Here is a 12,140-nt window from a genome sequence, read left to right as displayed (position 1 = left end):
AGCCCCACTACTTCTCGAAGCGGTAGCCCATGCCCGGTTCGGTGATGAAGTGCCGCGGGTGCGAGGGGTCCGCCTCCAGCTTGCGGCGCAGCTGGGCCATGTAGACCCTCAGGTAGTTGGTCTCGGTCCCGTAGGAGGGCCCCCAGACCTCCTGGAGGAGCTGTTTCTGGCTGACCAGCTTCCCCCCGTTGCGCACGAGCACCTCCAGCAGGTGCCACTCGGTGGGGGTGAGCCGTACGTCGCGTCCCTCGCGGACCGCCTTCTTGGCCGCGAGGTCCACCGTGAACCCCTCGGTCTCCACGACCACCTCGTCCCCGCCCGCCCCGGCGGCCGGCTCGGCCCGGCGGACGGCCGCGCGCAGCCGGGCGAGCAGCTCGTCCATGCCGAAGGGCTTGGTGACGTAGTCGTCGGCGCCCGCGTCGAGGGCCTCGACCTTCTCGTCGGAGCTGTGCCGGGCGGAGAGGACCAGGATCGGGACACGGGTCCAGCCGCGCAGGCCCCTGATCACCTCGACCCCGTCCATGTCGGGCAGGCCGAGGTCGAGGACGACCACGTCGGGGTGGCGGGCGGCCGCCAGTTCCAGAGCGGCCGCCCCGTCGGCGGCGGCGTCCACCTCGTACTTGCGCGCCTTGAGGTTGATCACGAGGGCCCGGACGATCTGCGGTTCGTCCTCCACCACGAGCACCCGGGTCATCGGGGTCCTGCTTTCTGTCGTCCGGGGAGGTCCCCGGTGCGCTGGATTTCGGGGGGATCCGCCTGGACAACGCCGTCGGGGCGGTCCGCGGTTCCGGCGGGCCCGGCGGGGTGCGCCGCGCGGAGGGTGAGCACCATGGTCAGCCCGCCGCCGGGGGTGTCCTCGGCGGTGAGGGTGCCGTCCATGGCCTCGGCGAAGCCCCGTGCCACCGCCAGGCCCAGGCCCACCCCGGCCCCGCGCGGGGCGTCCCCGTACCGCTGGAACGGGGCGAAGATGCGGTCCTTGGCCTCGTCGGGCACCCCGGGCCCGCGGTCGACGACCCGGACCTCGACCCGGTCGCCGAGGGCGCTGGCCGCGACCAGCACCCGCTGTCCCCGGGGGCTGTACTTGACGGCGTTCTCCACGACGTTGGCCACGCTCCGCTCCAGCAGCCCCGGATCCACCCGCACCATCGGCAGGGTCTCCGGCACGTCCAGCAGCACGCTGTCCTCCGGTACGCCTCCCAGCGCCATCGGGACCACCTCGTCCAGGTCGATCTCCCGGATCAGCGGGGTCACGGTGCCGGTCTGGAGCCGGGACATGTCGAGCAGGTTGCCCACCAGGTGGTCCAGCCGGTCGGCGCCGTCCTCGATGCCCTCCAGCAGCTCGGCCCGGTCCTCCTCGGACCACTCGACGTCGGCGGAGCGCAGGGAGCTGACGGAGGCCTTGATGGAGGCCAGGGGGGTGCGCAGGTCGTGGCTGACGGCGGCCAGCAGGGCGGTGCGGATCCGGTTGCCCTCGGCCAGCCTGCGGGCCTCCTCGGCCTCCCCCACCAGCCGCTGGCGGTCGAGCACCACGGCGGCCTGGGCGGCGAAGGCGCCGAGCACCCGGCGGTCCTCGGCGGGCAGTACCCGCCCGGACAGGGCCAGCGCCATGTGGTCGCCGATCGGCATGTCCACGTCGGCGTCCTCCGGCCGGGCCACGGGCGCCGGGCCCACGCTGCCGGCCGGGGTCCAGGGCTCCAGCTCGCCGGCCCGCTCCAGCAGGGCCACCGACTCCATGGCGAAGGTCTCGCGCACCCGCTCCAGCAGCGCGTCCAGGGCGGTCTCGCCGCGCAGGACGCTCCCGGCCAGGGTGGACAGGATCTCGGACTCCGCCCGCAGCCGGGCGGCCTGGTGGGTGCGCCGGGCCGCCAGGTCGACCACGGAGGCCACCGAGACGGCGACGCCGAAGAAGACCGAGATGGCCATGATGTTGCGGGGGTCGGAGATGGTGAACCGGTGCAGGGGCTCGACGAAGAAGTAGTTCAGCAGCAGCGACCCGAAGGCGGCGGAGGCGAGCGCCGGCCAGAGGCCGCCCAGCAGGGCGGCCGCCACCGTCAGCCCCAGGAACAGCAGCATGTCGTTGGCCAGGCCCGGGTCCGTGCTGATGTGGGTGAGCAGCAGGGAGAGCAGCACCGGGAAGACCACGCCGACCAGCCAGCCGGCCACGATCCGGGGCCGCCCGAGCCGGGCGGCGGAGCGGGCCACGGGCAGCCCGCGCCCCTTGGCCACCTCCTCGTGCGTGACGATGTGCACGTCGAGGTCGGGTCCCGAGTCGCGGGCCACGGTCGCGCCCACCCCGGGGCCCAGGACGTACTGCCAGGTCTTGCGGCGGCTGGAGCCCAGGACGATCTGGGTGGCGTTGACCCCGCGGGCGAAGGCGAGGAGGGCTTCGGGGACGTTGTCGCCGATCACATGGTGAAACGTTCCTCCAAGGTCCTCGACCAGGGTCCGCTGGACCGCGAGCTCCTTGGGGGAGGCGGAGGTCAGCCCGTCGCTGCGGGCGATGTACACGGCGAGGATCTCGCTGCCGGAGCCCTTGGCGGCCATCCGCGCGGCCCGGCGGATCAGCGTCCGCCCCTCGGGCCCTCCGGTGAGGCCCACGACGATGCGCTCGCGGGCCTGCCAGGTGGATCGGATGCCGTGCTCGCCGCGGTACTGCTGGAGGTACTCGTCGGCCCGGTCGGCCACCCAGAGCAGCGCCAGCTCGCGCAGCGCGGTCAGGTTGCCGGGCCGGAAGTAGTTGGACAGGGCCGCGTCGACCTTGTCGGGCTGGTAGATGTTGCCGTGGGCCATCCGCCGGCGCAGGGCCTGCGGGGACATGTCGACCAGCTCGACCTGCTCGGCCCGCCGGACCACCTCGTCCGGGACGGTCTCGCGCTGGCGCACGCCGGTGATCGTCTCGACCACGTCCCCGAGGGACTCCAGGTGCTGGATGTTGACGGTGGTGACCACGTCGATGCCGGCCCGCAGGAGCTCCTCGACGTCCTGCCAGCGCTTGGCGTTGCGCGAGCCGGGCACGTTGGTGTGTGCGAGCTCGTCGACGAGGGCCACGGCGGGGCGGCGCGCGAGGACCGCGTCCACGTCCATCTCCGTGAAGGTGGCGCCCCGGTGGACCAGCTCCCGCCGGGGGACCTGTTCGAGGCCGTGCAGCATGACCTCGGTGCGCGGCCGCCCGTGGTGCTCGACGAAGCCGACGGCGACGTCACCGCCCCGCTCCACCCGCCGGTGGCCTTCGGAGAGCATGGCGTACGTCTTGCCCACACCGGGTGCCGCGCCCAGATAGATCCTCAGCCTGCCGCGTCCCATGCGCTCATTCTCGGGGACGTTCCCGCTGTTCACGCACCGATCGGCGGCCGGACGGAGATCCCTGACGCATCCCTGACGCCCGGCGGGTACGGCAGCGGGCCGTATCCCCGGAGGAGTACGGCCCGCGGTGTGAAACGGGTGGCGCCGAGGTCCGCCGGTTCAGCGGATCTCGGTGATCATCGGGCCCTGCTCCAGCTGGCCCATGCCGCCGGAGAAGCGGGAGCTCTCCTGGTCCTCGGCCGTCTGCACGCCGTCCGGCACCATCTGGGCGTCGTTCGGCAGCTTCAGGACGATGGGGTCGCGCGGGGCCATCGGGCCCTCGCCGCGCACGACGACGGTGTCCCGGAAGATCTGCTCCAGCACGCCGGCCGACTCGGGGCGCACCGCGCCCTGGCCGGAGATGACGCCGCGCAGGAACCAGCGCGGGCCGTCGACGCCGACGAAGCGCACCAGCTGGGCGCCGGTCTGGCCGTCGGGCAGCGGAACGGGGACCTGCGCGCGCAGCTCCCAGCCCAGGGGCCCGTCGACCTCGTCGATGAGACCGCCCTGCTGGGTGATGCCCGAGGCGATCTCCTCGCGGACCTCGCCCCAGATGCCCTCCTTCTTGGGGGCGGCGAAGGCCTGAAGCTGGACGGCGCTGTCCCGCAGGACCACGGTGGCGGCGACGATCGCGTCACCGGCGACCTCGACGCGCAGTTCCATGCCCTCGACACCGGGGACGAGGATGCCGCCGAGGTCGACCCGGCCGTCCGCGGGGTTGCCGGGCACCTCGGAGACGTCCCAGGGGCCGTCGGGCCGCGGGGCCGGAGGCAGGTTCACCCGCCGGGGTTCCCCGGCTTCGGCCGCCTCGTCGGGGCGCACGCCGTCGACCTGCTCGGCCGCGCCGCCGTCGTCGGCGGAGTCGTTCTTCTTGCGACGTCCGAACACGTCACTGTCCTTCCCGGTCGGTTACGACCGAAGCGTAGCCATTCCCACCCTGCTGACCAGCGCCGGATCCGGCCACGGCCGCATGACCGCCGGTGGAGCCGAACCCCCCGTCGGCCCGGGCCGAGCCGGGAAGTTCCGCCACCTCGTGGAAGCGGACCTTCTCGACCCGCTGGACAACCAGCTGGGCAATGCGGTCGAAGCGCTCGAACCGGACGCTCTCGCGCGGGTCGAGATTGACCACGATCACCTTGATCTCCCCACGGTACCCGGCATCCACCGTCCCCGGGGCATTCACGAGCGCGAGGCCGCAGCGGGCGGCCAGGCCCGAGCGGGGGTGCACGAAGGCGGCGTACCCGTCGGGCAGCGCGATGGAGATGCCGGTGGGCAGGACGGCCCGCTCCCCGGGCTCCAGCTCGGCGGCCACGGTGGTCACCAGGTCGCAGCCGGCGTCGCCGGGGTGGCCGTAGGCCGGGACCGGGACCTCGGGGTCGACGCGGCGGATCAGCACGTCGACGTCATGACGGGGTCCGTGGTTCTTCTGGGACATCAGGGGTTCACCTCGAAGGCGCGTGCGCGCCTGACCTGGTCCGGGTCGGCCATCGCCGCCCGGATCTCCTCGGGCCGACCGTTGTCGATGAAGTGGTCGACCTTCACCTCGATGAAGAGCGCGTCGGCGCGGACGGCGACGGGCCCGTCCGGGCCGCCTATCCGGCCCACGGCCGTGGAGTAGATCTTCCGGCCCGCGACGGCCGTGACCTCGGCCTCCAGGTGCAGCACGGTGTCGACCGGGACGGGCCGCACGAAGTCGGTCTCCAGCCGGCCGGTCACCGCGATGACGCGCAGCAGCCAGTTCAGGGATCCCAGCGTCTCGTCGAGCGCGGTGGCCAGCACCCCGCCGTGGGCGAGGCCCGGCGCGCCCTGGTGGGCGGGACGGACGGTGAACTCGGCGGTGACGCGCACGCCCTCACCCGCGCGGGCCTCCAGATGGAGCCCGTGGGGCTGGCCCCCGCCGCACCCGAAACAGTGTTCGTAGTGCGCACCGAGGAGCTCTCCGGGTGCCGGGGCATCGGGATGCCGGACCGGAGCGACGGCACCGGCCGGGGGCGTCAACGCTGTGTTTCGTCCACTCACAGCCGCAGACCTTACCCGCGCGGCTACCCGCCGGTCGCCTCGTGGGAGGCTTGAGGGCATGCAGCTCTCCCCCGCGCACCACGACGAACGCCTCTCCGCCCCCCGCTCCTGGTGGGGCATCGCCGCCCTGACCGGTGTGGCCGGCGCCCTGATCACCCTTCCGCTGGGCACGCTGCCGCTGCTGGCGGGGTTCGTCGGCGGCGGCGCGCTGGCGGGGATGCTGGTGAGCTCGATGGGCTCCGCCCGGGTGCGCGTGGTGAACGGGGTGCTGGCGGCGGGCGAGTCCCGGATCCCGGTGTCGGCGCTGGGCGAGCCCGAGGTGCTGGAGGGCGAGGAGGCGCGGGCCTGGCGCACGTACAAGGCCGACATGCGGGCCTTCATGCTGATGCGCAGCTACATCCCGACGGCGGTCCGGATCGAGGTCACCGACCCGGCGGACCCCACCCCGTACGTGTACGTCTCCACGCGCGAGCCCCACGCCCTGGCGGCGGCGGTCCGCGCCGCGCGGGAGGCTTCGGCTCCGCAGGCCTGAGGGCCGGGGGCGGTCAGCGGCCGAAGCCGTCGGGGTCCGGGGGCTCCAGTGCGGCCGGGGCGGCCCCGGGAAGGGGCTGGGCGGGGTGCTGCGCGGGTCCGGCGGCGGGGAGGGCCGCCCAGGGCACGGCCCGGCGGCGCAGGTCCGTACGGACCTTCTCGGCGAGTTTCCTGGTGTCCCGGCGGTTCATGACCGCGCCGACGGCGGCGCCGACCATGAACGGCATCAGGTTGGGCAGGTTGCGGACCATCCGTTTCGTGATCTGCTGGCGCAGTTCGCGCTTCATCTGGCCGCCGAGCGCCGCGTTGAGCGTGGTCGGCTTGGTCAGGTCGATCCCGCGTTCCTCGGTCCAGGCCGTGAGGTAGGCGAGGCTGCGGTCCTTCAGGGTGCCGGGCGGCCGCTGCCCGTAGACCTCGTGCAGTTCGGCGATGAGCTTCAGCTCGATGGCGGCGACGCCGGTGATCTCGGCGGCCAGCTCCGCCGGCATGGCGGGCGGGACCGGCATCATGGCGGCCGCGCCGATGCCCGCACCCACGGTCGAGGTGGCGTTGGCGGCCCCGGCGATCAGCTTGTCGGCCAGCTGATCGGGACCGAGGCCGGGGAACTGCGCGCGCAGGGTCGCGAGGTCCCTGACCGGAACGCGCGGGGCGTTCTCGATGATGAGGTCGGTGATGTACAGGGCGGCGTTTCTCGCACTCTCGCCGCCCTTGCGCACACCGTTCTTGACGGCTTGCATCCGACGCGCCCCGGGCCTGTCCCGGGACTCCTCGTCCGCCACTGTGGCCGGCGGCACCGCCGGGGCGGTGTCGGACGGCACGACAGTCGTGCCGGAGGCCGGGTCGCCGACGGCCCCGGGGCCCGTTGCCGGGCCCGTGGTTTCCGCCTGCGCTCCTGCCGCCGGATCGCCGGTCTTCCGAAAGCGAAGCTTCCGGAACGGCGTCGAGCCGGTCACGGCCGAGACCTAGTCGCAGTCGCGGCAGATCGGCTGGCCGTCCTTCTCACGAGCCAGCTGGCTGCGGTGGTGCACCAGGAAGCAGCTCATGCAGGTGAACTCGTCGGCCTGCTTGGGCAGCACCCGGACGGCCAGCTCCTCGTTGGAGAGGTCCGCACCCGGGAGTTCCAGGCTCTCGGCGCCGTCGAAGTCCTCGATGTCGACGCTCGAAGTGACCTTGTCGCTGCGCCGCGCCTTCAGCTCTTCGATGCTGTCGTTGTCGACGTCGTCGTCGGTCTTGCGTGGGGTGTCGTAGTCCGTTGCCATTTTTTCGCTCTCCCCCTCTGGGATTTAGCGGTGTCTCAGCGCACGTAACGCGCGAGAGGCCGGACTTGTGCCCGACCTGAGGCGGAGATTTTGCCTCACATCAAGGTCTGTTACTCAATCGACACCCAGCCCCACGCCCGCAGGGGGCCGCAGCTGGGATGACGACCGGGACCGTACACGGTCCCGGGGGCGTATTGCACGGACGCCACCCCGTGTATTTCCCGCCATCCGGGGCGCCGGAAACCCGGACTTCCCGGGCTTTCCGGCCTTCTCGGGGTCACGGAACGCACATGCCCGGACACTCGACAATGTGATCGATCACACAGTCGAGGCTTGCCACCCCTCCAGGCCGTTCCGCTGACAGCGAACAACCTGGAGGGCGGATCAAAGGGGCAACGTGACACGCATCACCAGGCCACCGCCCTCGCGCGGGGTCGCCAGGATGCGGCCGCCGTGTGCGCGCGCCACGGAGCGCGCGATGGACAGGCCGAGGCCCACACCCTTGTCACTGCCCGTTCGCTCCGTACGCAGCCGTCTGAAGGGCTCGAAGAGGTTGTCCACCTCGTACGCGGGAACCACAGGACCGGTGTTCGAGACGAGCATCACCGCCTGGCCGTGCTGGACCTCGGTCGTGACCTCCACCCAGCCGCCCTCCGGCACGTTGTACCGGACGGCGTTCTGCACCAGGTTCAGGGCGATCCGCTCCAGCAGCACGCCGTTGCCCTGGACCACGGCCAGGGCGCGCTCGCCGCGGATCTCCACGCCCTTGGCCTGCGCCTCCCCGTGCACCTGGTCGATGGCGCGCGAGGCGACCTCCGCCAGGTCGACCGGTTTGCGCTCCACGATCTGGTTCTCGCTACGGGCCAGCAGCAGCAGGCCCTCGACCAGCTGCTCGCTGCGCTCGTTGGTGGCCAGCAGCGTCTTGCCCAGCTGCTGGAGCTCCACCGGCGCACCGGGATCCGACAGGTGGACCTCCAGCAGCGTCCGGTTGATGGCCAGCGGGGTCCGCAGCTCGTGCGAGGCGTTGGCCACGAACCGCTGCTGGGCGGTGAAGGCCCGCTCCAGGCGGTCGAGCATCTCGTCGAAGGTGTCGGCGAGCTCCTTCAGCTCGTCGTCCGGCCCGTCCAGCTCGATCCGCCGGGTCAGATCGGAGCCGACCACCCGGCGGGCGGTACGGGTGATCTTGCCCAGCGGCGAGAGCACCCGGCCGGCCATCGCGTAGCCGAAGGCGAAGGCGATCACGCTCAGGCCCATCAGGGCCATCAGCGAGCGGCTGAGCAGGTCGTCCAGCGCGTGCTTGCGCTGGTCGAGGATGCACTGCCCGATCGCGGCGTTGAACTGCTCGATCGACTGGTCGATGGCCACGCCGGGGCAGGTGCTGCTGGAGACCTCGACCTTCTGGCCGCCCACGATCTTGAACGGGAGCGCGTTGCCCTCCCGCAGGGCCTGGGCCGCCAGCAGGTAGATGATCGACAGCAGCAGGATCCCGGCGATCAGGAACATGCCGCCGTACAGCAGGGTGAGCCGTATGCGGATGGTCGGCCGCAGCCACGGGAAGGGACCCTCGGGCTGGCCGGGGTCCCAGGTGGGTTTCGGTGGCGCCGGTGGTGGCGAGGGGGTCGCGGCCATCGGGTCAGATCCGGTAGCCGGAGCCGGGCACGGTCACGATGACGGGCGGCTCGCCCAGCTTGCGGCGCAGGGTCATGACCGTGACCCGGACCACGTTGGTGAAGGGGTCGGTGTTCTCGTCCCAGGCCTTCTCCAGCAGCTGCTCGGCGGAGACCACGGTCCCCTCGCTGCGCATGAGCACCTCCAGCACCGCGAACTCCTTGGGCGCCAGCTGCACCTCCCGGCCCTCGCGGAAGACCTCGCGCCGGTTGGGGTCGAGCTTGATCCCGGCCCGCTCCAGCACGGGCGGCAGCGCCACGGTCGTCCGCCGGCCCAGGGCGCGGACGCGGGCGATCAGCTCGCTGAAGGCGAAGGGCTTGGGCAGGTAGTCGTCGGCCCCCAGCTCCAGGCCCTCCACGCGGTCGCTGACGTCGCCGGAGGCGGTGAGCATGAGGACGCGGGTGGCCATGCCGAGTTCGATGATCTTCCGGCAGACGTCGTCGCCGTGCACCAGCGGAAGGTCCCGGTCGAGCACGACCACGTCGTAGTCGTTCACCCCGACGCGCTCCAGGGCCGCGGCGCCGTCGTACACGACGTCCACGGCCATGGCCTCCCGGCGCAGGCCCGTGGCCACCGCATCGGCGAGCAGCTGCTCGTCCTCGACGACGAGTACGCGCACGTCGTTTCCTTCCTTCGAGCCCCGAGGGCACTCCTGAGGGCACACCTGTATTGCGCCTCCATCCTGCCGGTTTCGGCCGTAAACCGGCTGTAAGGCGCCCCTCCGCCCCTTCCCGGGCGCCTGAAGGGGTCGGAAGTGAGGATTCCCTGGCCTTACGAGGTTTCTGGGCCCAGGGTGCCGGGGAGGACGTCTGCACACCCCATCCACTCCCTGACGGCGGACTGCCCCGCGCTCGTCCGCCGCGACCCACGAAGAGGGGGCGCACCCACCATGGACGCATTCACCGCGGGTCTCCTGCAGCGCATCAGCGCCACGCAGTCGGACCTGAGCAAGGCCCGTGAGACGGGCGACGACTACCTCGCGGATGTGGAACAGGCCGCGTTGGAAGACCTCCAGCGGCTCGCCGCGGAGCACGGAGTGGCGGTCAAGGCGGCCTGACCGGGGCCCCCGCCCCGGTCTGTACGGCCGTCTCGGCCCGAGCGACACCGCCCGCCCCGGAGCCCCGGCCCCGGGAGGGCACCCAGAACGGCGACGGACCCCCTGCCGCACCCGCGGCGGGGGGTCCTTCCGCATGGGCGCGGAGACGGGCTCAGTCGTGCCAGGCCCCGGCTTCGTCCAGGAGCGGCTGGAGGGAGGCGAAGACCGCCGGGCCGGCCGCCACCGCCAGCTCTCCCGACAGCGGCTCGCCGGGCCGGCCGCCGGTCAGCGCGCCCGCCTCGCGGGCGATCAGCTCGCCCGCCGCGAAGTCCCAGGGGTTCAGTCCGCGCTCGTAGTACCCGTCGAGCCGGCCGGCCGCCACGTCGCACAGGTCGAGCGCCGCCGAGCCGCCGCGCCGGATGTCGCGGACGAGCGGGATGATCCTCCGGACCACCTCGGCCTGGTGCTCCCGCCGGCTCTTGAGGTAGCCGAAGCCGGTGGCGACCAGCGCCTGGTCCAGCGGGGCCGCCGCCCGGCAGGACAGGCGGGCGCCGCCCGACCAGGCCCCGCCGCCGAGCACGGCGTGGTACGTCTCCCCGCGCATCGGGGCCGCCACCACGCCCACCACGGTCTCGCCCCGGTACTCGGCGGCGACGGAGACGCCCCAGCCGGGGAGCCCGTAGAGGTAGTTGACGGTGCCGTCCAGCGGGTCGACGACCCAGCGGACCCCGCTGGTGCCGACGACGTCCGCGCCCTCCTCGCCGAGCAGCCCGTCCCCGGGCCGCCGCTCCGCGAGGATCGCGGTGATCAGCTTCTCCGCCGCAAGGTCCATCTCGGTCACCACGTCGATCGGGCTGGTCTTGGTCGCGGCCACCGCGAGGTCGGCCGGACGGCCGTCGCGCAGCAGCTCCCCGGCCCGCCGGGCGGCCTCCAGGCCCACCTCCAGCAGTTCGGCCTTCAGCTCCTGTGAGATCACGTTCTCCCCCTAGGCGTACGGGCTGTCCGCGCCGGCGGCCGCCGGGCGGGGCGTGCGCGCGGGGCAGCAGCCCACCGCGCACAGGTCGTGGCTCTGGCCCAGGCTGCCCAGCCAGCACTCCGCGGGCCGCTCGCCGCGCTCGCGGGCGGCCCGCTCCAGCACGAGCTCCCGTACGGCCGCGGCGAACCGCGGGTCGGCGCCGACGGTGGCGGAGCGCGCGGCGGGCAGGCCCAGCTCGGCGGCCTTGGCCATGGCCTCCGTGTCGAGGTCGTAGAGGACCTCCATGTGGTCGGAGACGAAGCCGATGGGCACCATGACGACCGCCGGCACGCCCTCGGCGTGCAGGGCCTCCAGGTGGTCGCAGATGTCGGGCTCCAGCCACGGGATGTGGGGGGCTCCGCTGCGGGACTGGTAGACGAGCTTCCAGGGGCGGGCCGTGCCGGTCTCGGCCTCGACGGCGTCGGCGATCACCCGGGCGACGTCGAGGTGCTGGCGGACGTAGGCCCCGCCCTCGCCGCCCTCGGTGTGGTCCTCGACCGGGCCGGAGGCGTCGGCGGCGGCGGTGGGGATGGAATGGGTGGTGAAGGCCAGGTGGGCGCCGTCCCGGACCTCCTCGGGCAGGGCGGCGAGCGAGGCCAGCACCCCGTCGGTCATGGGCCGGACGAAGCCGGGGTGGTTGAAGTAGTGCCGCAGCTTGTCCACCCGGGGGAGCTCCAGGCCCTCCTCCGCCAGGGCCGCCAGCGCGTCGGCGAGGTTCTCGCGGTACTGGCGGCAGCCCGAGTAGGAGGCGTACGCGCTGGTGGCGAGGACGGCGATGCGGCGGCGGCCGTCGCGGACCATCTCGCGCATCACGTCGGTCAGGTACGGGGCCCAGTTGCGGTTGCCCCAGTACACGGGCAGGTCCAGCCCCGCGTCCGCGAGGTCCTTGCGCAGCGCGGCCAGCAGCTCGCGGTTCTGCCCGTTGATCGGGCTGACCCCGCCGAAGCCGAAGTAGTGCTGCCCGACCTCCTTGAGGCGCTCGCGCGGGATCCCTCGCCCGCGGGTGACGTTCTCCAGGAACGGCACGACGTCGTCGGGTCCCTCGGGGCCGCCGAAGGACAGCAGCAGGAGGGCGTCGTAGGGGGCCGCGAGGCCTTCGGCCGCGGGCGCGTCGGGGGCACGGAGCTGGTCTGACATGCCTCGAATCCTGCCACCCGGGGTGCGCGCGGGAGAACCGGCCGGTCCGCATGCCGGGACGCCTTCCAGGTAAGGTGACCCTAAGTTCCGCCGCCTCAAATGTCGGTGTCGCCGATTTCCCCGTGCGGGTGCC

The 12,140-nt window shown here is 72.9% G+C and carries 13 protein-coding genes; 2 read left to right on the top strand and 11 right to left on the bottom strand.

Going from position 1 to position 12,140, the window contains the following annotated elements:
• Positions 1-7: 7 nt before the first annotated feature.
• From B4U46_RS26635 to B4U46_RS26615, 5 genes are all read right to left on the bottom strand, one after another.
• Entirely contained in the window at positions 8-694 is a 687-nt protein-coding gene (locus B4U46_RS26635; RefSeq protein WP_079430185.1) for a response regulator, read from the bottom strand.
• Positions 691-3,303 carry a sensor histidine kinase gene (locus B4U46_RS26630; RefSeq protein WP_079430184.1) on the bottom strand — a complete coding sequence of 871 codons (2,613 nt, stop codon included), beginning with the start codon at positions 3,301-3,303 and terminating at the stop codon, positions 691-693. The genes B4U46_RS26635 and B4U46_RS26630 overlap by 4 nt, the downstream gene beginning before the upstream one ends.
• A 159-nt stretch (positions 3,304-3,462) precedes the next feature.
• On the bottom strand, positions 3,463-4,230 hold the full coding sequence (locus B4U46_RS26625) for a DUF3710 domain-containing protein (RefSeq protein ID WP_079430183.1): 768 nt from the start codon (positions 4,228-4,230) through the stop codon (positions 3,463-3,465).
• 1 nt (position 4,231) lies between these two features.
• Entirely contained in the window at positions 4,232-4,777 is a 546-nt protein-coding gene (dut, locus tag B4U46_RS26620; RefSeq protein ID WP_079430182.1) for a dUTP diphosphatase, read from the bottom strand.
• Positions 4,777-5,361 carry a PaaI family thioesterase gene (locus tag B4U46_RS26615; protein ID WP_079430181.1) on the bottom strand — a complete coding sequence of 195 codons (585 nt, stop codon included), beginning with the start codon at positions 5,359-5,361 and terminating at the stop codon, positions 4,777-4,779. Before B4U46_RS26615 ends, dut begins: the two co-directional genes overlap by 1 nt.
• A 58-nt stretch (positions 5,362-5,419) precedes the next feature.
• Between B4U46_RS26615 and B4U46_RS26610 the strand changes: the two genes are divergently transcribed.
• A complete protein-coding gene (locus B4U46_RS26610; protein ID WP_079430180.1) occupies positions 5,420-5,893 on the top strand; it encodes a DUF3093 domain-containing protein in 474 nt (157 codons plus the stop codon).
• A gap of 13 nt (positions 5,894-5,906) precedes the next feature.
• Here the strand turns inward: B4U46_RS26610 and B4U46_RS26605 are convergent, their stop codons facing one another.
• From B4U46_RS26605 to B4U46_RS26590, 4 genes are all read right to left on the bottom strand, one after another.
• Positions 5,907-6,845: a hypothetical protein gene (locus tag B4U46_RS26605; protein ID WP_079430179.1), complete on the bottom strand. Its 939-nt coding sequence runs from the start codon at positions 6,843-6,845 to the stop codon at positions 5,907-5,909.
• Between the two features lie 9 nt (positions 6,846-6,854).
• The gene (locus B4U46_RS26600) at positions 6,855-7,151 is read right to left on the bottom strand and encodes a DUF4193 domain-containing protein (protein ID WP_042809536.1); all 297 of its coding nucleotides are present in this window, start codon (positions 7,149-7,151) and stop codon (positions 6,855-6,857) included.
• A 384-nt stretch (positions 7,152-7,535) separates the two neighbouring features.
• Entirely contained in the window at positions 7,536-8,780 is a 1,245-nt protein-coding gene (locus B4U46_RS26595; RefSeq protein ID WP_079430178.1) for a sensor histidine kinase, read from the bottom strand.
• A 4-nt stretch (positions 8,781-8,784) separates the two neighbouring features.
• On the bottom strand, positions 8,785-9,438 hold the full coding sequence (locus B4U46_RS26590) for a response regulator transcription factor (protein WP_079430177.1): 654 nt from the start codon (positions 9,436-9,438) through the stop codon (positions 8,785-8,787).
• 270 nt (positions 9,439-9,708) lie between these two features.
• On the opposite strand from B4U46_RS26590, the gene B4U46_RS38140 reads away from it, so the two are divergent.
• Positions 9,709-9,876, top strand: coding sequence for a hypothetical protein (locus B4U46_RS38140; RefSeq protein ID WP_167747608.1), 168 nt, complete (start codon positions 9,709-9,711; stop codon positions 9,874-9,876).
• A gap of 151 nt (positions 9,877-10,027) precedes the next feature.
• On the opposite strand, the gene B4U46_RS26585 is transcribed toward B4U46_RS38140, so the two are convergent.
• The gene (locus B4U46_RS26585) at positions 10,028-10,831 is read right to left on the bottom strand and encodes an inositol monophosphatase family protein (protein ID WP_185117162.1); all 804 of its coding nucleotides are present in this window, start codon (positions 10,829-10,831) and stop codon (positions 10,028-10,030) included.
• A 9-nt stretch (positions 10,832-10,840) separates the two neighbouring features.
• Positions 10,841-12,007 (bottom strand): ferrochelatase, encoded by a 1,167-nt coding sequence (locus B4U46_RS26580; RefSeq protein WP_079430176.1) that lies wholly within the window; start codon positions 12,005-12,007, stop codon positions 10,841-10,843.
• Positions 12,008-12,140: the final 133 nt, after the last annotated feature.

Source organism: Streptomyces katrae (genome assembly GCF_002028425.1).
Classification (GTDB): domain Bacteria; phylum Actinomycetota; class Actinomycetes; order Streptomycetales; family Streptomycetaceae; genus Streptomyces; species Streptomyces katrae_A.
The sequence above is the reverse complement of the archived record's forward strand: the minus strand, read 5'-3'. Positions and strand labels throughout refer to the sequence as shown.